Here is a 21099-nt window from a genome sequence, read left to right as displayed (position 1 = left end):
CTATTTTCTTAATTAGCTCCTACTTATTCACATAAATCATTCAGGCAATGGTACGTCTCCTTCTATTTGTATCAATAGTATGCCTTACACTCTTGAAAACTTACGGACAACTTACTGTTTTTCAGGATAAAAAGGGGCAATTAATGTCCATGGGTGAAGTATATGGTTCAGGACAAATAAATTCAACAGCCTATAACCAGTTCCTTTATGCAGGAAGCCCATTCTTAACGTTTCCGGTTTGGCAGAAAGGCCGTTTCCAGTTGGATAAATTAGGGAAATCAGTTAGTGCTGAAATGGCCTATAATCTGGTTACGAACGAAGTGCTATGCCGCTTTCCGGGCGACTCGGTCGGTAAAATTATTGCTCCTGAAACATTTACTATCCTGGATACCCAGTTTTTTCGACCACAAGCCAATTCTAAGTACCGATCTTATTTCACCATATTACACAATGGACCCACAAAACTTCTAAAAACATTCACTGGTCGATTGGATAGTAAAAACAGTCCTGAGACTACCCGAAATGGTTACGATTTAGATGCATCCGTTAGCGGCACATTCCGAATCATAACCGAATATTATATTCAAAAAGGCGAAGCGAAGCCCGAGTTGATACGCCTGGCCTCTAACAGCGTATTGAATGTGCTATATGAACAAGCCGATAAACTAGCGGCCATGTTGCCAGCAAAAAAATTAACCGTAGAAGATGTTGAGAAAGCCATAATTGCCTACGATAATTTGATGGATAACCGAGTCGAGTCACAAACGACAACGCCCTTATTTACCCAGCTCCTTCATGATAAAATCAGTTACCCGGGTGATGCCTGGACAAAAGGAATTTATAGCCGGGTTTACGCCGGTTTTGACATTGATCCGCAAGGGAACATGAAAAATATAGTCATTCTTAGTCCGGAAAACGTTGGCTTGGGCTTTATCGAATCAGTCAAAAATGGATTAGAGAAAATTCCAGCCCTGGATCCTACGCTCAGTGGAAAGTATGCTATACCCATTGCGTTTACGTACACGAATACGAAAGAATCGACCGAAACACACACACCCATCAATCGTTTACCAGAAAACCGGCTTGACGGGCGAACCATGCTCGATGAAGTTATCGTACCGATCGTCGTTAAAAAACCAGTAACCACCAGCCGGGAGGTTTGGGGATACTATAAATAGGGGGATTAACTAGTTGTTGTCCATCCATTCGCTTTCCTTTAACTAGCCGTACCACTATGTTATCACGGTTTTTTCTGGCTCTTAGCCTGTTGCTGTCCACAAATGCATTTAGCCAGTTTACAGTATATCAGGACGATAAAGGACAATTATTTACCACGTTTGAAACCTACGCATCTAGTGTAAATACCGGGCCTCGCGTACAAATAACGTATTTGGGAAGTCCTTTTCTAACCTATCCAGTCTGGCAGTCGGGCAAGGTTCAATTAGATAAAAACAGCAAAGAAATTGACGCTGAGTTAGCCTACAATTTGGTAACCAATGAGTTAATGTGCCGTTTCCCGGACAATCCGGCTGTAAAAATTATTACGCCTGAAGCTTTTAGTATTCAAGATAGTCGATTCATTCGGCCTCAAACAGCACTACCCGGTAAAAGTTACCGACCTTATTTAATGGTAGTATCCAATGGACCAACCAAACTCCTAAAGAGCTTAAGTGGTCGGTTAGACACTCCAAATAGCTCAGAGACGCCTACGCGCTATAATCCAGATAAGCCAATTAGAGGTGTTTACCGAATCCTATCGGACTACTATATTCAGAAAGAGCAATCCAAACCCGAGTTAATCAATTTAGCCCAGAAAGCATCTATTTTAGCCGTTTTGTATGAACAGGCCGACAAATTGGGCGATCAATTCTCGGATAAGCAAGTAAGTCCTGAGACGGTCATTAACGTACTGGCACGCTACGACGGGTTAATGGTAGCGGATCGGGCCACGAAGTCTCCGTTGATGGCCGATCCGCTATTTACTCAGACCCTCCATGATCAAATCAATTATCCATCTTATGCCCTCAGCCAGGGTGTGTATGGGCGTGTTTATGCCGGATTTGATATTGACGATCAGGGTCGAATTAAAAACATTACAACGCTCAGCCCCAACAACAACGGTTTCCGATTTGACGTATCAGTCAGAAATGCGTTAGAAAAGATGCCAGTGCTCAGTTCCACCTATAAAGGCCGTTATGCATTACCCGTCGCTTTTACATTTACCAATACGAAAGAATCAACAGAGCCGCATATTCCCATCAATCGATTGGCTGATGAGCGGTTAGACGGAAGAACCATGCTTGAGGAGTTAACTGTCCCAATAACGGTGACGAAACCCGTTACAGACAGTAAAGAAGTTTGGGGTTATTTTAAATAGCTTCAAAAGTAGCAGACTCTCTTCTTAACTATTTTTTCAAGTCTATCTTCTACACAGCGCAGCCGATATTGTATTGGCTGCGCTGTTAGTTTATAAAATTCTTGCTCGAATATTTTTATATATAATTTTCTTATATATTTTTGTTTCAACATTAACTTTGACTCATCCAAGCCAATGGATTCAAGTAATCAGGAATTTTTACGGGGAACACTGAAAACAATCGTTCTTCGATTACTGGCTCAACAAGGGCGAATGTACGGATACGAAATTACACAGGCAGTTGAAGAACGTACGGGCGGGGAATTAACGCTTACGTTTGGAGCACTTTATCCAGTGCTCCACAAACTGGAAGCGGATGGATTATTAATTACGCAAAGTCAGGAGGTTGATGGCCGACTCCGTAAATACTACCAGCTCACCCCATCAGGGAGCGAAACGGCGGTTCGGAAAGCGGGGGAATTTGAGCGATTTATCCACCTGATGCGATTGATTATCAATCCAGCGCCGGATGTAGCCTTCGGGCAATAATTCATAATCTATTTTACCTCTCTCCCTTCGCTCTTCACTTATTTATGACCAAACTGTCCCGCACTCAGCTCGATCTCATCGCGGATCAGATTCAGCAAACCAATCCACATCAGGCTTTACAGGCCGAACTAATAGATCATGTGGCTTCTCTGATTGAACAGCGGATGGACACAGGGCAAACCTTTTCAGATGCTACTGAACAGGTTATGCAACAGGCCAACACGCAAGTCATGGCCCAGTTGAAACAGCTTTATTTTCGGGAATTTACTAACCAGCCCTCATTAATGGCAGCAACAACTTTACGAACCAGAATACGGCAGAAACGACGTCCCGCTACTAAGCCCTTTCAGTATATGTTTCTGTCTAGCGTTCTCACATTTTTTATCCTGATGGGCTTTCTGATTGTGGTCAGTCGCCCTTTGGCCGTGCCGATGGACGCGTTTCGAACCGCTTGGGGAGGAGTGGGATTAACGGGTTTACTGATCCTACGATGGTGGTTATCAAATAAATCCCGAAAGTCAAAACGCACACTGACTATCAACTAAACTCCTTTACCCTAATACCCTTTTCCGATGGTTATTCATTATCTCACAGTGGCCAAGCGCCACCTGTGGCAGTATCGTCATGTCAATTTTGTAGGTTTACTAGGATTAGCCATAGGACTAGCCAGCGGCTTAATCATATTTTTAGTGGTCAACTATATGCTTAGCTTTGACCGCTACCATCCACACATAGATCGTTCTTACTGGATTGTAACCGATATCAAACGGGAAAAAATCATGCCGACCGATGCGGCTCCTCGTCCGCTAGCTGAGGTACTCAGACGTGATTATGCATTCGTTGAGAACGCCACCAGACTAGAGACATTTTTCGGACGAACCATTAGTGTTCCGAATGGCAAGGGCGGCTGGGTGAAAAAGTTTGCGGAAGCGCGTAACGTCTGCTTTACAGAACCGCAGTATTTCGACCTTTTCGGTGTAGAATGGGTGAGCGGCAACCGCAAAACGGCCCTGGCGGCTCCCAACACCATTGTAATTAGTGAACGTTATGCCCACAAGTATTTCGACACCTCACCAGCCATCGGGCGAACATTGCGTTTGGATAATCGAACCGATCTGACGGTAACAGGTATTGTTAAAGACCCGCCACCCAATACCCAACTTCGGTTCGATGCGTTCGTTTCGTACGCTACCATTCCGGTACTGGAAGGCCCTACCGCTTTAGCCGACTGGCAAGGTTTGCAAGCTATGTGCTTTGTGCGATTGCGAGAAGGCACTGATCCCTATCTACTTCATCAGAGTTTGCCAGCCATTCGACGCAAAAACCTATCTGCAAAGGAAGCCGCTCATTTCGACTACCAGGTTTTGCCCCTGGCCGAACTAAACCACAAGCGTAGTGGCATGGCTCCACGACCAATTCTTTATGCCTTAACTGGAGTAGGAATTTTACTGGTAATTGCTGGCTGCATCAACTTTATTAATCTGGCAACAGCCCGCGCACTCAAACGAGCGCGGGAAGTCGGGGTGCGAAAAGTGATGGGCAGTACGCGCTGGCAACTGATTGGTCAGTTTATGCTGGAAACAACTTTGTTGGTGTTGCTGGCTACGTTTGTTGCCTTAGTATTGACTCAGCTATGTTTGCCATGGGTCAATCAAATTCTGGAGACTAACATTGAAAAGCTTCAGCCAAATCTGTCAATTACGAATCTGGTTGAGCCCCGTGCCATCGGTTGGTTTGTAGGTCTAATTATCGGCGTCATCATCTTTTCGGGGCTTTATCCGGCGTTTGTGCTCGCCCGTTTCAATCCGGCTGCAGTATTGACGAATCAACTAACGACTCGACTCGTCGGTAGGTTAACCGTTCGGCAAGGACTCATATTAGGGCAATTTGTGCTCATGCAGTTTTTTATTCTTAGCGCATTGGTTATCACAACCCAGATTCGGCACATGCAGCAAACCTCCTGGGGTTTTCATCACGAATCTATTTTAGCCGTATTCTTGCCCCAACATGGCTCCGCTCCCCTCTCGGCCCTACACGAGAGGTGGGGGCAAGTACCAGGTGTTGAGCAGGTTGCTTTCGGGAGTGATTTTCCGGCAACGCCTTACGACCGATCGAATCCGTTCAGTTATCATACCTCGACCGAACCCGAACGGTTTGAAACCCGAGTGCGGACAATCGATGAACACTATTTATCGACTGTTGGTCTACCACTAGTTGCAGGTCGAAATGTTCGATCAGCTGATACAACGGGTCGTGAAATTTTGGTTACTGAAACGCTGGTGAAACAGTTAGGCATTTCTTCGCCTGCTGCCATTGTGGGTAAACCGATGCGGGTAAAAGATGCCGATCGGGTTATCGTTGGTGTTGTGCGGGATTTCCGCAGTGGTGATTTGCACCAGCCGATTTTGCCTTTAACCTTAATTCACGACCTCCCGCACAGCCGAATTGCCATGCTTCGTTTAAGTCCGGCCCATTCAGATCAAACACTCCGGGCAATTCAGCAGGTTTGGGATAAGGTACTCCCCGATCAGGTCTATCGCGCCGAAAAACTCACTGATTTAATAGAACACTTTACCAAAATCGAGCGCTTGCTGGCAGGCTTTATCGTGGCGTTTACGTTGATATCCATTGGTATTAGCTGTCTGGGAATGTACGGACTGGTTACGTTCCTAAGCGAGACAAAAGCCAAGGAAATTGGTGTTCGTCGGGTACTAGGCGCTCGGACAGGTCAAATCTTTTGGTTATTCGGACGAGAATTTGGAAAACTACTGGGCATAGGCTTTATGGTAGCAGCACTCCTTGGAGGGTGGTTGCTGTCGGGATGGCTACAGCAATACTCCTACCGAATTTCTGTCAATGGTTGGTTATTGGCAGGAACCTTCGTTGTAACGGTTGTGATAACTGTACTGACAGTATCCCGTCAGGCACTGAAAGCGGCTCGTACGAATCCGGTACACTATCTTAAAAGTGAATGATGATTCTATTTGACCGAAGCGGTCGTACTCCCTTCGGCAGAAGAAATTCTGATTTTCAATCCGAAATCTTTCCCTTTCGATACATCTTTTAATGTGACAGATGTACCATTCGGGCCAACCCAATGGCTTCCACCTTGATTAGGCTTGGGCGTTCCGTAACGTGCTGAAAAATAGGGCTCTAATTCTTTCTGAAAATCCACGACAGATTGACGACCGTTCAGAAATAAATCCACATCAATAGCCGAAATCTTTTTATCTGTCTGATAATAGAGCATATCCGCTGTTTCGAGGTTTTTGAACTCGATGGTATACCCAATATGATCGGCATCGCTTTCGAAGGGCTCCCCTTTTTCGACTGCTTTTACTTTGGCAAACTCATCGCCGAGGTTCAGGCCGCGCCAATCGCTATCCATCGTCAGGCCCAGATCAGCTAAATGTCCTGTGATGGATACATTGGCCGTTTCCGTTGAAGCCGTTTCAGATGTAATAGCTGTAGAATCAGCAGGTTGATTATCCCTTTGTTGCTTGCTGTTACAAGCATAAAGACTAAAGAAACTTATAAAAACCAGTATCGGTAAAGCAATTTGTTTCATTCAGGTATTGAGGTCGTTAATTGCCCCGAAAGTTAAACTCGATTGAGGAAGAAATTGATTTATGTGGTCATTAACTTATGCGTTTCCCATGCAGGAGCATATCAACCGCATCATTCAGCGAACCAGCGCGCGTAACTTGCCCTGAGTTAATGAAGAAAATATCGTCGGCTGTTTCAATGGTATTGAGTCGGTGCGCAATGATAATACGGGTCGTGGTTTCGGGTAAATTTTGCAGGATTTCTTCCAGCAACTGCTCCGTAACCGTATCGATATTGGCGGTGGCTTCGTCTAGTATCAGTAATTCGGGGTTACGTAATACGGCCCGAATAAAGGCAATCAATTGTTTCTGTCCCAGGCTAATTGCATCGCCAGTTGTTTGAACTTTTGTATCTAACCCTTCGTCGAAGCGTTCCAGCAGCCCTTCCAGATTAGCCTGACGAATCACTCCGGCTAGTTGTTCGTTGGAATAGTTTTGATACTGTTCATTACCGTACAGAATATTCTCACGAATAGTCCCCGTAAACAGAAACGGCTCCTGCAGAATGAACCCAATTTTCCGTGTCCGCTCCTCCGCGCTATATGACCGAATATCCTTTCCGTCCAACAACACTGTTCCACTGGTTGGGTCATATAACCGGGCAATCAGCGATGCGGTTGTCGTTTTCCCTCCCCCAGTTGGGCCAACCAACGCATAAGTTTTACCACGTTCTAGCGCAAAATTGATGTTATGTAACACCTCATGCCCGTTGGGGTAATTAAACGATACATTCTGAAACGCCAGCAACGATGTGGTCGGGAGTGTCAACGGATTTTCGACGGTTTGTAAATCGGATTGCATGGCCAACATGTGCGAGATCCGATCCCAACCAGCCAGTGCGACCTGAAAATTGGCCCAAAGCGTGGCTAATTGACGTAATGGATTGTAGAAATTGTTTACGTACGACAAAAAGCTGATTAACAGACCAATTGTAAAACGTCCTGTTGAAATTAAATAGATACCGAAGGTTAGCACAATAAGCTGCGCCAGGCTAGCGGCTAATCCAATTACCGGCATAAATACATTATTCGCCAGGCCAGCTCCAATTGCGGATCGATAACTTTGCTGGTTGACTTCATCGAATCGTTTCCGAAAATAATCGCGCCGATTGAACGCGATGATCACTTTGAAATTCGTCAGACTCTCCTGAATTTCAGCACTTAAATTCCCTACGCTTTTTAGGTTAACAGCATTTTTCTGCTTTACCCAAGCAGAGGTTAACGCTGTAAAGAGCCAGAACAGAAGGACTGGTGCTAACGAAGCAGAACCAAGTGGCAGATCGATAAATAAGAGAAACAGACCTGCCCCGGTCATGATAAAAATACTACCGACAAACTGCATCAGCGATTGAGAAAAAAACTGATTCAGTTTGTCGGTATCATTATTGATCCGGGAAATTAAATCCCCCGCTTTATTCTGATTAAAAAACGAGACGGGTAACTCCTGTAATTTATTGAATACAGCATTCCGCAATTTGAACAGGGTTCGTTGTCCTACTCCCCCCATCAGACGCGTCTGTATGTAGTTGGTTCCGAAGGCAATAACGTATAGTCCCAACAGGATTCCCGCATTTTGCAGGACCCGATCATACTGTTTTGTTTGGACGTACTTATCGATGGTAATCCCAAACACCATTGGACTAATTAACGTCAGCGTAGAATTGATGATAATAGCCCCAAAAGCCAATATAAGGTACTGGCGTTCATCATCAATCAAGGCAAGGAGTTTGCGTAAGGCTTTATAGGTCGCATTTTTTTCCGCTTTCTTCCCGACAAACTGGTTAAGATCGTAATTCATACTGGTTCGTACTCCGTTGCGATTGATAGATCTGAACGTACTCGGGACTGATCGCCATCAGTTCCTGGTGTGTGCCTTTATCAATGATTTCGCCTTCCATGAGCAGAATAATTTGCTCGTAATTTTCAACGGCAGCAATCTTCTGCGTAACCGAAATCAAAGTCATTCCGGGATAATTCTTTTGCACATTCGACAGAATTTTCTGCTCCGTATTTGTATCAACTCGAGCTGTAAAATCATCCAGCAGCAGCACTTTTGGATTCAATGCCAATGCTCTTGCCAGCATTATTCGCTGCTTCTGCCCTCCCGATAAATTACTCCCCCGCTCCGTGACCAGGGTTTCCAGTTTATTGGGCAACGAATCAATAAACTCCTGCAATTCAGCCGTTGCAATTGCCTGATTCATTGCCTCTTCAGTAACCGTTACGTTAAAGGCGATATTTTCCCGGATACTCAGGTTGAAAATAATGCTATCCTGAAACACAAATCCGACTTGCTGATGAAACGCATCTTCCTCGTAACTGTCGATGGGTTTTCCGTCGTAATTAATGCTTCCAGATGCGGGCTTAATGAGTCCTGTCAATAAGAACAGAAGTTGACTTTTTCCGGCAGCAGTAGGACCAACGATAGCTGTTCGCGTACCTGCTTTTACCGAGAAGGAAACGTCCTTTAAGGCTGCTTTATCGCCGTAATAAACCGACACATTCTCTAACTCAACATCACCCTTCAACGCCACATCAATCGTTCCATTCCTGATTGTTTCAGGCGCTTGCAATACGGCATTGACGCGCATGTAAGACGCCGACGCCTGCGCAATCACATTGCTCATAAACCCGATCACAATGATTGGAAAAATTAGCAGTGCCAGATAACTGTTAAAAGCAGCAAAATCACCCAGCGACATACTGCCTGTGATAACAAAGTGTCCGCCTAACACCAGAATCGTTAATCCCGCCATATTGGCTGTAAAACTGATGACAGGAATCAGTCCGGCAAATAATCGTAAAATAGCGATACCTAAATCCTTCGCGTTTGTGTTGGCAGCCAGAAACTTATCGTACTCGAGTTGCTGTGAATTAATCACCCGAATTAGCGCCGATCCCAGAATACTTTCGTTTATAACCTTGTTAAGCCAGTCGATCACTTCTCGGCTTTTGATGAACAGGACACGTACTTTTTTCAGTACCAAAAAGAAGGTGACACCAATAATCGGCACAATGGCCAGCACCGCTAAAGCCAGTTGCCAATTAATACTGATTAGTAAAATACTGGCTCCGATAATGATGCAAAGCGACGAAGCCAGCGATACAATAGCCTGAGAAACAAATAATTTCACCGAATCAATATCCGATGTCAGATTGGTGAGTAGTTTCGATGGATTGGCTTCCTGAATATATAGAAAACTCTGCCGTGAAATTTTGTCTGCCAGTTGAGTGCGTAAATCCCTGGCAACTCGCTCAGAAGCGTAGGTCTGAACAACACTTTGCAGGTAGGTAAAGACAAAAATAACCAGAGAAGCTGCCAGAAACTCTAACATCGTCGTTTTCAACACGAAATTGCCAGCGTTGTACGCATCGATTCCGTGCGAGATAAGCATGGGTAGGACTAGATTGATCCCGTTGCTGACCAGCGCCAGAAAAATTAACAACAGGATCATTCTGGAATACGGTTTTAGAAGTCCCAACAAGGGCGATGAGGCCTTTTCGCGGGGAGCCTGCTGCGGGGTGGCTTTGTCCATGTGGGTCTATCCGTGTAATGACAAGCAACGTGTAAATGAGTTGCCAAAGGTAGGTAAAACAAAAAAAGGCCAATACGCGTGTATCGGCCTTTTTAAGCTCTTTTTAATTTTTCTCCGATTTCTCCGGCGATTTGATAATATCCACAATCTTAGTGGATTTACCTGTTTTTCGCTCTTCAATCTGCTCCAGTAATTGCAGCCCCATCAACCCATTGAGCGAACCATCTGAGCCATTTCCCGATCCGTTAATTATAATGTCTGGGATGACGCGAATCTGCCCTTTGCCGATCTCTTCCGTGATTTTGAAACGAGTAAAGTTCTCGTCACCCATCGCCCGTACCTGCAATTCATACGCTTCGGCAGTTGATCGACCGATGGCCAGAATTTTCTCAGCTTCAGCATTACCCGTTTTGGCAATACGCTCAGCTTCAGCATCGGCGGTCAACTTGGTCGCTTCGGCATCCGCAGCCGCCTGACGACGACGTGCTTCTGCATTAGCTTCGGCCCGAATTTTCGTGGCTTCGGATTCAGCCGAAACCTGCAATTTCAAACTACGGGCCTCCCCTTCCGATTTTTTCACGGCCGCATCAGCCGTACGCTGTGCAATTTCAACACTTTGTTGCGCTTTCACCACTTCGCGTTGAATATCAGCCAGTGCCGTTTCTCGTTCCATACCCTGCCGTTTTTCCTGCGCCATTCGCTGCGTCTCGTATGTCTTTTCTTCTTCCTGCGCGATTTTCCGGTCAGTCAATGTTTTCATCAGGCTATCGGGGGGTACGATGTCGCCGATCAGAGTATCAACGGCGTTGACGTTATAGACCTCTAAAACGGTCCGAATGTGTTCACGAGCGGCTTCCTGGCGTTCTTTCCGCGTGCTTAAGAAGGCAATTACGTCGGAGTCCTGGGCTGAGTTTCGGAAATAGTTACCAATCGTTGGTTCCAGCACCTGAGAAACAAGATTGTCCATGCTTCCGAATCGGGCAATCACTTTTGGTGCTTCTGCTGATGGGATATGGATAATTTGCGCAACGTCCAGATTGAATGGGAAACCATCTTTCGAACGCACCGTAATTGTTGAGAGATTTCGGTCGAGATCATGTGATTCCGAGCGAGCATTTGCCCAGTTCAGTACGAGATTGGTAGTCGGTACGCCTTCCACCTTCATCGTGTAGGTGTTGATTGGGTATTTACCCGGACCCAGTGGTTCCATCCAAACACCCCGAAAACCTTTCCGAACAATATTCCCGTGCTTAAACGTATCGCCCGTAATGTCTTCACCATCTTCACCAATGTAGGAAATCACTACCCCAACATGGCCAATCGGCACAGTCGTCATCGGAATCTCTTCGATCTGAATGGCCCACGGATTAATGTAATAGGAACCCGCCAGCACAACCTGCGGCTGAAGTCCCCGATTCCCACCATTTTGAAGAAATAAATCCACGTTCTGGAAGTTATTATGCCCCTCAACCTGTTTACCAGCGATCTGACCGGGTTGCAAGGGAGCGCCGTCAAGCGTCGTAATGACACCGACCATATTTTCCTTGATAACCGTCATATTGGCCAGCGTCACCGTAAAAGCGTACGTATTGATACGATACGTACCAGGTGTCAGCACGGCAGTTTGTCGACCTTTCTGGCCCCCACTGCTCAGGAAGCGTTCAGTATCCTGAAAATTGTCGCAATCAACCCGGCGAGCCAGAATATTACCCGTCGGTAACTCAACACCATCGTTCGACAGGATTAGGCCGATATTTCCTTCAGGCACTACCGTGAATGGTTGCATCGTAATGCCATATTGCCAGGGCCACATCCACCAATATAAACCTGGAGCGAGCGTTTGCGCCTGATAACCAGCTTCACCTTTAGTTGCAATAATTCGGCCATCGGGTAGCCCGCGATCTGTACCGACAAGCACATATTTTTTTGTAACGAGACCAATCCTGTCTTCGGGTACAATAACCATCCCAAATAGAAAGCGCAGTACCCATTTGTAAAGCACTACTGCCATGAAGACCAGGACAACCCAGCCCCATGTGGATACAAGAGGTAAATATTCCATGAATGAAAAACTGTTAAACGGTTAAGAAATGAAAAGTAAGTGGAAATCCATCAGAGTCGAATGACTCATTTAGTAAGCGGAAAATGAAGACGTTAGGCCTACATCGGAGTAGCAATTTGTTTGTCAGATTGACGGGTCAAATGTACAGCAAGTCTCTAATTCAACGCACCAGAATTAGGATGATTGGCTACTTACAGGCTGAATTGTGCACGGGTATTGATGAGTGGGGAAGTTTACAGCTCCTGCGCCAGATTGAAGAAGAATCCGGTTTTACCCTGTGCATTAATGGTTCCGCTAAAGCGCATTACCAGATTGTAGAAGGTTACGATATCCAGGCTCATGCCTGTTCCAACCAATAGTTTGTTGGCGAGATTACTCTGGTATCGCTCGGCCAGACTACTGCTCACATAGCCCGTATCGCCAAATGCTGTTAAATAAGCAGAAATGGGCACTGTGTTGAACTGCCGAACATGCAGCCATTTTAGCTGTTTCCGCACGTCAAACAGCTGATAACGAAGACTATTACGCCAAACGGCGTTTCGCTGTCCATCAATAACATATAATTCGTAGCCACGTACCATATCAGCAGAACTTCCCAGACCGCGCAAGTTATAATACGGTTGATGATTCGGCCAGGTCGAGCGCCCGCGTAGATTGACGGCTCCGTAAAATTTCTTCCCTAATGGCCAATAGCGTGTAAATGAAGCTGATATATCCAGAAAATTAAGATTATCACTCGGCAGTAAACCTGATGCACTGAATCCGGCCGAAAATAATGTCCCCTGTAGTGGATACACGACATTATCACGTCGGTCGAATCGATAATTATAGCCTATCGACGAAAACTGCTGAATCGTACGTCCATAGAGGAAATAATCTGGGTTTAACTGAGCAATTGTATCGGAAATGGAGACCCGGTTATAACTGGCATTGACTGTATGATAATGGTACAACCCACGCCGATGGGTTAATACAAGCATAGCATATATACGCTCGCGAAGTACATCTTCCGATTTGACATATACCCATTTATCAAATTGGGTTTGGTAAGGAATTTCCTTATTGGTCAAATACCCAAAGTCGACCCTTAGGCCAATCTTCTGAGCTTTATCGATATAAGGGGTAGCATATGACAGAACTGTACGCTGCAAAAAGCCCCGCTCAATGGCAATCTGAAGTCGGTCGTTAGTTCCGGTTACGTTTCGATAGCTAAGTCGCCCGCCGTAAATAACTCGGCTAAAATCACGGCCCCGATCATACCACCATTCGTTTAGGTTTCGGTCGGCCAGATCAAAAACCGGGTAAGCGATGAAATACCACCTTTCTTTCATCGTCACCGTCAAGTCGAGCTGAGCAAGCTGGGTCGTATCGGTCGGAAGGCTCAAACTTGTCCCCATATCGACCGTAACAAAGAGCGTTGTATTGTTAATATTTCGCTGATCCCAGGCCAAACGATCGGGTAAATCAGCCAGTCGAATAGAGTCGCCGATATGGATCGTCATTTCCCGCAGGATGATTCGATCGCGCGTACGAAAGTTCCCTTTAAGCGTTACTGATCGTACGATAACTTTCTGCGTTGAGTCGGTTGATATACAGGCAATCACCGTTTGAGACGAAGCCCCAAATACGAACAGAAACAAAAAAATGGGCAGCCACTTTTGGGGAATCATTCTCAAAAGTACGGCTTTACAAAAAATAAGACAAGAATATCTCCGTATCCTGCAAATCCGTATGTATTATTGTTCGCTCTTCTGGAGCACCTATGATAATCTCTTAAAGATACAATAATCCATGCAAACGGGAAGTGTTCAAAAAACCTCCACCAAAGCAAAGCCCAATCTCAGTTTCTGGCAGATCTGGAATATGAGTTTCGGATTTCTTGGGATTCAATACGGCTTTGGTCTCCAACAGGCCAACATGAGCCCTATCTATCGCTACCTCGGTGCCGATGAAGCTTCTATTCCTGGTCTTTGGCTCGCTGGCCCCCTAACCGGACTATTGCTCCAACCAATTATTGGAGCCGTTTCAGATCGAAGTTGGTCGCCACGATGGGGTCGCCGGAAACCGTTTATTTTGGCTGGAGCCTTGTTAGGTAGTATTGCGATGATATTTATGCCCAATTCGTCCTACGTTTGGATGGCCGCAGGACTGATGTGGATGCTAGATGCCGGACTGAACTCGGCTATGGAACCTTTCAGGGCCTTCGTGGGCGATATGCTGAACGACAAACAACGGCCTACTGGTTTTGCCGTACAGTCATTTATGGTTGGGTTCGGGCAAACCTTAGCCAATCTGATGCCTTATTTGTTGCCTCTTCTGGGGATATCGATGGTTATGTCGGAAGACCAATTGTCGAATGGAATTCCTAACTCGGTACGGTATCCGTTTTACATCGGGGCAGCTGCTATTTTAATCTCAGTGTTCTGGACGATCCGCACAACGAAAGAGTATCCTCCCCTTAATGAAAATTACAAAGACGAACACGTTTTCACTGACGAAGAAAAAAAGTCCATTTCGTTCTGGCATTTGGCATTGGCATTGGGAGCGGCTATTCTGGCGTTCTTTTTTGCAGCCCGCATCGGCGGTCTGGTAACGGGTTTGGTTTGGGGAGTTGGCGTATTAGCCGGAAGCTACTTGGTTCTGATGCTCCCCATCTTTAAAGAAGTGTTAGCTTCCCTGTCGGCTATGCCAACCGTCATGAAACAACTTTGGTGGGTTAAATTTTTCACCTGGTACGGCCTCCCGCTTATGTGGCAGTATTTATCGCTATCCGTCGCCAGATACGCATTTAACGCGCCAGATACTCTTTCGAATAAGGCTGGGTTTGAAGAAGGTACCAAATGGGGAGGGCTTTGCTTTGCTATGTTTAGCATCTCCTGTGCTGTGATTTCTATCTTCATTCCGCGCATTGCTAAAGCCATCGGCAGTGCGCGTGCTACCCATGCCGTATTTCTTACAATTGGAGCAATGGGCTTCTTTCTGACACTTACATCCAATGACAAAATGATCTACCTCATTGGAATGACAACCATTGGTCTTGCCTGGGGATCTATTATGTCGATGCCTTATCTGATGCTGGCGAGTGCAGTTCCCAAAGAGCGTATGGGTGTTTATATGGGTATTTTTAATGGATTTATTTGTGTACCGCAGTTCATTGGGATGCTTACCGTACCGCTTTATTATAAACCCATATTGGGCGATGATCCCCGCAACGCGCTTGTTCTGGCTGGTATCTGCCTATTGTTGGCAGCGGCCTCCTGCTTCCTGGTAAAAGAAATCCGACAGACTGAAGAAACCGCCTTCCCAATTGGAGCCGGTGGACATTAATAGGTAAACTCATTTTAAATTTCCTGTTCCGATTGTAATCTCCTCCTTTGTCAATTAGTTTGCAATTGGAATATATTATGAATGGAAACTTCAACTCGTCACTACGCCCTGCTTTCTGTCGGCGAATTATTGGCTGATTTTATTGGCCATCATGTTTCAACCAGTTTAATTGATGCGCAGGATTTTCGCCGTTACCAGGGCGGGAGCCCGGCCAACATGGCGACGAATATGGCTCGTCTAGGCGGTCATGTGGCCTTAGCTGCCTGCGTCGGCGCCGATAGCATCGGAAAATATTTGGTTCGGCAGATTGAAGAATCAGGAGTAGATACTCAATTTATCACCTCCGATCCGCTGGAACCGACAACAATTGTCGTGGTTTCCCGAACATCTGGTACACCTGATTTTGTCGCTTATCGACATGCTGATTGCCAGCTTCGTTCTGAACAAGTACCTGATTCATTACTGGCTCAATCGCAACTGTTTCACACGACTTGTTTTGCCCTAAGTCGCCAACCAGCTCAGGGTGTGATTATTGAGGCTTCCCGGCGTGCAAAGGCTGCGGGTTGTCAGATAACCATTGATGCGAACTACGCGCCGAGTATCTGGCCCGACCGGGACCAGGCCTGGCAGGTTCTGACAGACTATTTCGCGGGTGGTGCATTAGTCAAAGCAAGCCTGGATGATATAGAACGATTGTACGGTTCTCCTCAAAACCCAGAGCAAGTTTTAAGCGATTTCCATCGAATGGGTGCCTCTACGATCTGCCTGACGTTCGGTGCCGACGGTAGTCTGGTATCGTATGATGGCGGAGCGAAGCAAGCGCGTATTCCCGGAAAAAAGATTGACGTTGTGGATGTTACTGGCGCTGGCGATGCATATTGGGCTGGTTTCCTGACGGCTTACCTGGATGGTTATGCACCTGGGAACTGTGCGCATGCGGGTGCTGCTTTCGCCAAATTGAAATTAACTCGTCAAGGGCCGCTACCAGATAAAGTAGATCGGAAACAGCTTTACCGGGATTTTGAATAAACAAAAGAGGGCTTATTCGATAAGCCCTCTTTTGTTTTAATTTTCACCAAACCTTACTTCAAATTGGCCAGTTTATCCAGGTCAATATCTTCGAGAGCGGCTTTGATTTTATCCATGCTGACACCATGACCTTTTGCTGAAATGATGAATCGTTTATTGACGAGTACATCAATTTCGCCGTTTTTAGTATCATTATCATATTTTTCGAAGGCTTTGTAATCACCCATTTTCGTCGTCTTTTCGTAGCCATGTTCGGTTTCTTTGTCAACCTCTACCATCGACCAGGCCGCTAAACCGATCATCATTGCCGATCCACCTCCGTCAACAATATCTAACTCAATGGATTCGCTACCGTCTTCATTGCTATATTTACCCTCGGCGGTAGAGATAACAAACCCAGCCGCGCCATTTTTCTCGCCGGTGGCTTCCTTTCGTTTCAGGCCGTCGACATCCTCTGGAAGCAGCTCTTTCAACTTGCGAAAATCAACTGTCTCAACAGGCCCATTCTTCTGCAACTCCTCTGCCTGAGCTACCATATCTTTTACGGCACCCATAGCACCCAGGGCCGATACAGACTCTTCGTCTTTTTTCTCTTCCTCCTCCTTTTCTTTACTGCTACCACAGCCTGTCAACAATAGTGCTGGCAACAGGAAAGCCCAAAGTACATTTCGTTTCGTTCGCATACCCAAGTTATTGTAGATGAGAATAAGGTTAAGTTTAATTACCAGCAAGCTACATTTTCTTGACATACAGTAGCCAATCTTTTGAGTAAACGTTCGATTAGATTTTTGTCAAATCCTACGCTACACGTCATTAACCAGTTTACTTAGGACATAATAATTAGGATCAATTGTAAGCACTTTTACACCATTGGCCGGCAGCGTTTTCCATTGTTCTGAAGGCTGGAGCTGCTGATAAGGTCCTGATTCGCCCAGGCAAACCCGCACAGGCATGGAAAATCCAGGGATGCAATTGGTCCATCGGTATTGAAAACCATTGGCTACAGGCCGATATTCGAGCACCGGAATACGGGCGTTTCGCAGGTATTGATTAAAAACCGGTTTCAAATTAAGTCCTGATTGCTGAACCATGTATTGCTCAATCTGAGCAGAAGTAACAGTCTGGTGATAGAAGGTTTTATTCATTCCCCGCAGAATCTGACGCCATTTCTCATCATTATTCACCAGTTGGCGGATTGTGTGAAGCATATTACCGCCCTTGTAATACATGTCTCCTGACCCTTCGTGGTTTACATTATAAACACCAATGATCGGTCGGTCATTTCGGATTCGAGCCCGCGTTCCAATCACATATTGCGCACCAGCATCTTTACCATAGTAGTATTCGATAAATAGATTTTCAGAGTAATTCGTAAAACTCTCGTGAATCCACATATCAGCAATGTCCTTATAGGTAATATTGTTGGCAAACCATTCGTGTCCTGACTCATGCACAATGATAAAATCCCAAAGCAATCCCCAGCCAGTACCCGACAGATCAGTTCCTAAATAGCCATTCCGGAATCGGTTGCCGTAGGTTACCGAACTTTGATGCTCCATGCCCAGATAGGGCGTTTCAACTAACTTATATCCGTCAGCATAAAATGGATAAGGCCCAAACCAATGTTCAAATGCTTTTAACATTTTAGGAACCTGCTGAAACTGTGTTTTGGCAGAATCAAGATGTTCGGGCAAAACATAATAATTCAAAGTCAGTGGGCCATTTTCACCCTTATATACATCTGTCCAATGTTCGTATCGGGCAATGTTCAGGTTAACCCCGTAATTATTAATTGGATTCTGCACATACCAATCGAAGGTCCGGGTATGGTCTGGGTTCTTCGTCACCCGACGAAGTCGCCCGTTAGAAACGTCGGTCAAATCTTCGGGAACTGTAACACTGATTGCCATCGAATCTGGCTCATCATACATGTGATCTTTGCAAGGCCACCACACACTGGCCCCCAATCCCTGACAGGCTGTTGCAATAAACCAGTTTCCTGCTTTATCGTGCTTCCAGACTAACCCACCATCCCAGGGAGCCCGTTTGGCAACATGAGGTTTTCCACCATAGTAAACTGTAACCGATTCGTTTTGACCAGGAACCTGTTTTTTTAACAGCGTTACAAAATAGGCATTCCCATCCTGCCGAACGGCTAACTGCTGCCCATCCTGCTCAACCTTCAGCACTTGCAACGGACGCTGCAGATCCACTTGCATAACCTGCGCCGGTTTCAGGACTCTGTATCGAATTGTTGTTGATCCTTTTAGTGTACTGTCTGTCGGCTGCACCCGAACATTTAAATGGTAGAATGTCAGGTCCCACCACGAACGCTCAGGTGTAATAGAGCCTCGTAACGTATCGTCGTGTGTAAATTGATAACGCTGCGCCAACGTTCCGAACGGTAACAGACCGAGAAAAAGAATGGCAAAATGTATGATTTTTGTTCGCATGAGAAATCAAGTTATCGATAATCTATCCAGATTAATACGAATTAACGAGCGCCAGGAGGGCAGTTTTTGAGCAAATAATTTGTGTACAGAGTCTGCAAATGCTGAGTTGTTCCTGGCCCTTCTGAAATCCCATGTGTACGGTTCGGATAAGGCATTACCTGGAATTGCTTATTATGTTTGACCAGTTCGTTGATTAACACTTCGGCGTTATCATAATGCACATTATCGTCACCCGTTCCGTGAATGTAGAGTAGATTTCCACGCAAATTTTTTGCATAGGTAATGGGCGATCCAGCAACGAAATCCTCACGATTTTCCTGTGGCAATCCCATGTAGCGTTCCTGATAAACATTATCGTAAAACAGCTGATTCCCAACGGCAGCAATCGAAATACCTGTTTTGTAAATGTCCGGGTATTGAAATAACAAATGCAAGGTTGTGGATCCCCCCCCACTCCAGCCCCATACGGCCACCCGGCTGGTATCAATGTAAGCATGCTGCGCCATCAGCTTCTTGGCGCCCATTGCCTGATCGCGGACGTTTATTCGGCCAATTTGCCGGTAGATTGCTTTCCGCCAGGCAGCCCCTTTCAAATTCGGTGTACCACGATTATCCAGAGCTACGTACACATAACCCGCTTTGGCCATATCGCCCGCGAAAAGTCGGTTCTGACCCACGGAAAATACGTCGTTTACGGTGCTGCTGGCAGGTTCACCATATACATAAAAGACAACTGGATACTTTTTGGTACTGTCGAAATCGGTTGGTTTCGCCATCCAGCCGTCGAGTTTTACACCATCATCGGTCGTCACGCTAAAGAAACTGATGTTCGGCTTAGGTAGTGTGTTGATTTTCATAGCCGAAGTAGCCGTTCCAATGACTTTGTGATCGGGCAGACTTACCCACTCCCGAACCGGTGGGGTTTGGTAGTTCGTGAATGAATGTTGAGCAAACCGCCCGTTGGGCGACATTACGTAACTGTTTGTACCTGAAAAATCGGCAGGTGTTACTCGTTCAGCCTTCCCTTTTCCATCCAGTCGTGCGCGGTAGAGGTATCGCTGATTTGTGTTTTGGGGTGAAGCAATAAAGTAAATCTGATTGCTAGATTCATCAATCTGACTAATACTGGCAATATCGTACGAGCCAGGGGTTAGCGGAATTTCTTTCTTGCCATCAGCACTCATTCGATACAGGTGACGCCAGCCATCTTTTTCAGAAACCCATATAAATGCTTTTCCGCCATCGATCCAGTCCCAGTCTGCCGGATCATCTTTTGCATCAATCCAGGCGGTACTGGTTTCGGAAGAGATTGGAGTAACCGTCGAATTAGCTACCGAGCAGACAAATAGTTTACTCTCATTTTGCTTTCGATTCAACTGCTGAACAATCAACGAATTACCTGTCGGAAACCAGGCCATTCGGGGAAGATAATTTTGCTGAGGATCACCTGGTATGTTCAGCCAGGAGGTGGACCCACCTGTAGCAGCCACAATTCCAATACGCGTCGGAGAAGGATTCTCCCCGACTTTCGGATATTCAACAGGTACGACATGCGAATAAGCCGAATCGGTAGTGTTGAGCATCAGATAATCCCGAATCCTGGTCGCATCGACCTGCCAGTAAGCAATCTGTTTACTATCCGGGCTCCACCGAAATCCATCGCGACAATCAAACTCCTCTTCGTACACCCAGTCGAACGTACCATTGATTAGTTTACGGGTTCCATCTTTGGTGAGTTGCGTCATTTTTCCGGTCGCAACATCTTCTACAAACAGGTTGTGCTCACTTACATAGGCCACGCTTTGACCATTAGGCGCCAATTTGGCATACATCAGCGACTGTGAGGGTCGCCCCTTACCTACCTGCCGAACCTCCCCCGAAACTCGATTCACCAAGTAGTAATCGCCACGAGTATTATATCGCCAAACCCGAGCCGTGTTGGTAAAAATCAAGGCTTTACTGCTATCAGACGAAAAGGTAAAAGCCGCTATGGCCATCGGTTGATTGGACCCCGGCAAATGCAGTTTTTCTTTTGACAGTAATACAGTTTTACACCCTGTGCGAATATCCATTTGCACAATACCACCCTGTTCGCTGAAGATAGATGAATTTCCATCAGCCGACCATTGCATTTGTCGACCAGGTATTTGTGCCTTTGCAGCACTGATAATCAGAAAAAGAAC

General features: G+C 45.9%; 15 protein-coding genes. 7 read left to right on the top strand and 8 right to left on the bottom strand.

All coding sequences use genetic code 11. The features are described 5' to 3' along the window. Window positions 1-92 precede the first annotated feature (92 nt). The 5 genes from ACYVE4_RS25020 (at window position 93) to ACYVE4_RS25000 (ending at window position 5880) form a co-directional block, all read left to right on the top strand. Entirely contained in the window at window positions 93-1178 is a 1086-nt protein-coding gene (locus ACYVE4_RS25020) for a hypothetical protein (RefSeq protein WP_461043007.1), read from the top strand. 56 nt (window positions 1179-1234) lie between these two features. Continuing rightward, window positions 1235-2377, top strand: coding sequence for an energy transducer TonB (locus ACYVE4_RS25015; RefSeq protein WP_461043006.1), 1143 nt, complete (start codon window positions 1235-1237; stop codon window positions 2375-2377). A gap of 174 nt (window positions 2378-2551) precedes the next feature. Beyond that, window positions 2552-2905 carry a PadR family transcriptional regulator gene (locus tag ACYVE4_RS25010; protein WP_461043005.1) on the top strand — a complete coding sequence of 118 codons (354 nt, stop codon included), beginning with the start codon at window positions 2552-2554 and terminating at the stop codon, window positions 2903-2905. A 44-nt stretch (window positions 2906-2949) separates the two neighbouring features. Then, entirely contained in the window at window positions 2950-3450 is a 501-nt protein-coding gene (locus ACYVE4_RS25005) for a hypothetical protein (protein ID WP_461043004.1), read from the top strand. 27 nt (window positions 3451-3477) lie between these two features. Then, entirely contained in the window at window positions 3478-5880 is a 2403-nt protein-coding gene (locus tag ACYVE4_RS25000) for an ABC transporter permease (protein WP_461043003.1), read from the top strand. Window positions 5881-5885: 5 nt separating this feature from the next. On the opposite strand, the gene ACYVE4_RS24995 is transcribed toward ACYVE4_RS25000, so the two are convergent. The 5 genes from ACYVE4_RS24995 to ACYVE4_RS24975 form a co-directional block, all read right to left on the bottom strand. Continuing rightward, window positions 5886-6473, bottom strand: coding sequence for a hypothetical protein (locus ACYVE4_RS24995; RefSeq protein WP_461043002.1), 588 nt, complete (start codon window positions 6471-6473; stop codon window positions 5886-5888). Between the two features lie 70 nt (window positions 6474-6543). Then, the gene (locus tag ACYVE4_RS24990) at window positions 6544-8307 is read right to left on the bottom strand and encodes an ABC transporter ATP-binding protein (protein WP_461043001.1); all 1764 of its coding nucleotides are present in this window, start codon (window positions 8305-8307) and stop codon (window positions 6544-6546) included. Then, entirely contained in the window at window positions 8291-10045 is a 1755-nt protein-coding gene (locus tag ACYVE4_RS24985; protein ID WP_461043000.1) for an ABC transporter ATP-binding protein, read from the bottom strand. The genes ACYVE4_RS24990 and ACYVE4_RS24985 overlap by 17 nt, the downstream gene beginning before the upstream one ends. A gap of 103 nt (window positions 10046-10148) precedes the next feature. Beyond that, window positions 10149-12107 carry an SPFH domain-containing protein gene (locus tag ACYVE4_RS24980; RefSeq protein ID WP_461042999.1) on the bottom strand — a complete coding sequence of 653 codons (1959 nt, stop codon included), beginning with the start codon at window positions 12105-12107 and terminating at the stop codon, window positions 10149-10151. Between the two features lie 233 nt (window positions 12108-12340). Next, window positions 12341-13777 (bottom strand): BamA/TamA family outer membrane protein, encoded by a 1437-nt coding sequence (locus ACYVE4_RS24975; RefSeq protein ID WP_461042998.1) that lies wholly within the window; start codon window positions 13775-13777, stop codon window positions 12341-12343. A gap of 121 nt (window positions 13778-13898) precedes the next feature. Here ACYVE4_RS24975 and ACYVE4_RS24970 point away from each other — a divergent pair, with 121 nt between their 5' ends. Together ACYVE4_RS24970 and ACYVE4_RS24965 are read left to right on the top strand one after the other, a co-directional pair. After that, window positions 13899-15434 (top strand): MFS transporter, encoded by a 1536-nt coding sequence (locus tag ACYVE4_RS24970; protein ID WP_461042996.1) that lies wholly within the window; start codon window positions 13899-13901, stop codon window positions 15432-15434. Window positions 15435-15515: 81 nt separating this feature from the next. Further along, the gene (locus ACYVE4_RS24965) at window positions 15516-16463 is read left to right on the top strand and encodes a carbohydrate kinase family protein (RefSeq protein ID WP_461042995.1); all 948 of its coding nucleotides are present in this window, start codon (window positions 15516-15518) and stop codon (window positions 16461-16463) included. 53 nt (window positions 16464-16516) lie between these two features. On the opposite strand, the gene ACYVE4_RS24960 is transcribed toward ACYVE4_RS24965, so the two are convergent. The 3 genes from ACYVE4_RS24960 to ACYVE4_RS24950 form a co-directional block, all read right to left on the bottom strand. After that, window positions 16517-17146 carry a transposase gene (locus tag ACYVE4_RS24960; protein ID WP_461042994.1) on the bottom strand — a complete coding sequence of 210 codons (630 nt, stop codon included), beginning with the start codon at window positions 17144-17146 and terminating at the stop codon, window positions 16517-16519. 120 nt (window positions 17147-17266) lie between these two features. After that, complete coding sequence (locus ACYVE4_RS24955; protein ID WP_461042993.1) at window positions 17267-18916, bottom strand: M1 family metallopeptidase; 1650 nt, start codon at window positions 18914-18916, stop codon at window positions 17267-17269. A 41-nt stretch (window positions 18917-18957) separates the two neighbouring features. Further along, window positions 18958-21048, bottom strand: coding sequence for a S9 family peptidase (locus tag ACYVE4_RS24950; protein ID WP_461043019.1), 2091 nt, complete (start codon window positions 21046-21048; stop codon window positions 18958-18960). Window positions 21049-21099: the final 51 nt, after the last annotated feature.

The sequence above is a fragment of the Spirosoma harenae genome, assembly GCF_054776975.1.
The sequence above is the reverse complement of the archived record's forward strand: the minus strand, read 5'-3'. Positions and strand labels throughout refer to the sequence as shown.

What these genes read in the sequence shown, in the direction of transcription:
- ACYVE4_RS24970 (WP_461042996.1), top strand. Translation starts at nt 13,899, where the DNA reads ATGCAAACGGGAAGTGTTCAAAAAACCTCCACCAAAGCAAAGCCCAAT.
- ACYVE4_RS25005 (WP_461043004.1), top strand. Translation starts at nt 2,950, where the DNA reads ATGACCAAACTGTCCCGCACTCAGCTCGATCTCATCGCGGATCAGATT.
- ACYVE4_RS25015 (WP_461043006.1), top strand. Translation starts at nt 1,235, where the DNA reads ATGTTATCACGGTTTTTTCTGGCTCTTAGCCTGTTGCTGTCCACAAAT.
- ACYVE4_RS24985 (WP_461043000.1), bottom strand. Translation starts at nt 10,045, where the DNA reads ATGGACAAAGCCACCCCGCAGCAGGCTCCCCGCGAAAAGGCCTCATCG.
- ACYVE4_RS24950 (WP_461043019.1), bottom strand. Translation starts at nt 21,048, where the DNA reads ATGCAATGGTCGGCTGATGGAAATTCATCTATCTTCAGCGAACAGGGT.
- ACYVE4_RS24955 (WP_461042993.1), bottom strand. Translation starts at nt 18,916, where the DNA reads ATGCGAACAAAAATCATACATTTTGCCATTCTTTTTCTCGGTCTGTTA.
- ACYVE4_RS24980 (WP_461042999.1), bottom strand. Translation starts at nt 12,107, where the DNA reads ATGGAATATTTACCTCTTGTATCCACATGGGGCTGGGTTGTCCTGGTC.
- ACYVE4_RS24990 (WP_461043001.1), bottom strand. Translation starts at nt 8,307, where the DNA reads ATGAATTACGATCTTAACCAGTTTGTCGGGAAGAAAGCGGAAAAAAAT.
- ACYVE4_RS25000 (WP_461043003.1), top strand. Translation starts at nt 3,478, where the DNA reads ATGGTTATTCATTATCTCACAGTGGCCAAGCGCCACCTGTGGCAGTAT.
- ACYVE4_RS24965 (WP_461042995.1), top strand. Translation starts at nt 15,516, where the DNA reads ATGGAAACTTCAACTCGTCACTACGCCCTGCTTTCTGTCGGCGAATTA.
- ACYVE4_RS24975 (WP_461042998.1), bottom strand. Translation starts at nt 13,777, where the DNA reads ATGATTCCCCAAAAGTGGCTGCCCATTTTTTTGTTTCTGTTCGTATTT.
- ACYVE4_RS24960 (WP_461042994.1), bottom strand. Translation starts at nt 17,146, where the DNA reads ATGCGAACGAAACGAAATGTACTTTGGGCTTTCCTGTTGCCAGCACTA.
- ACYVE4_RS24995 (WP_461043002.1), bottom strand. Translation starts at nt 6,473, where the DNA reads ATGAAACAAATTGCTTTACCGATACTGGTTTTTATAAGTTTCTTTAGT.
- ACYVE4_RS25010 (WP_461043005.1), top strand. Translation starts at nt 2,552, where the DNA reads ATGGATTCAAGTAATCAGGAATTTTTACGGGGAACACTGAAAACAATC.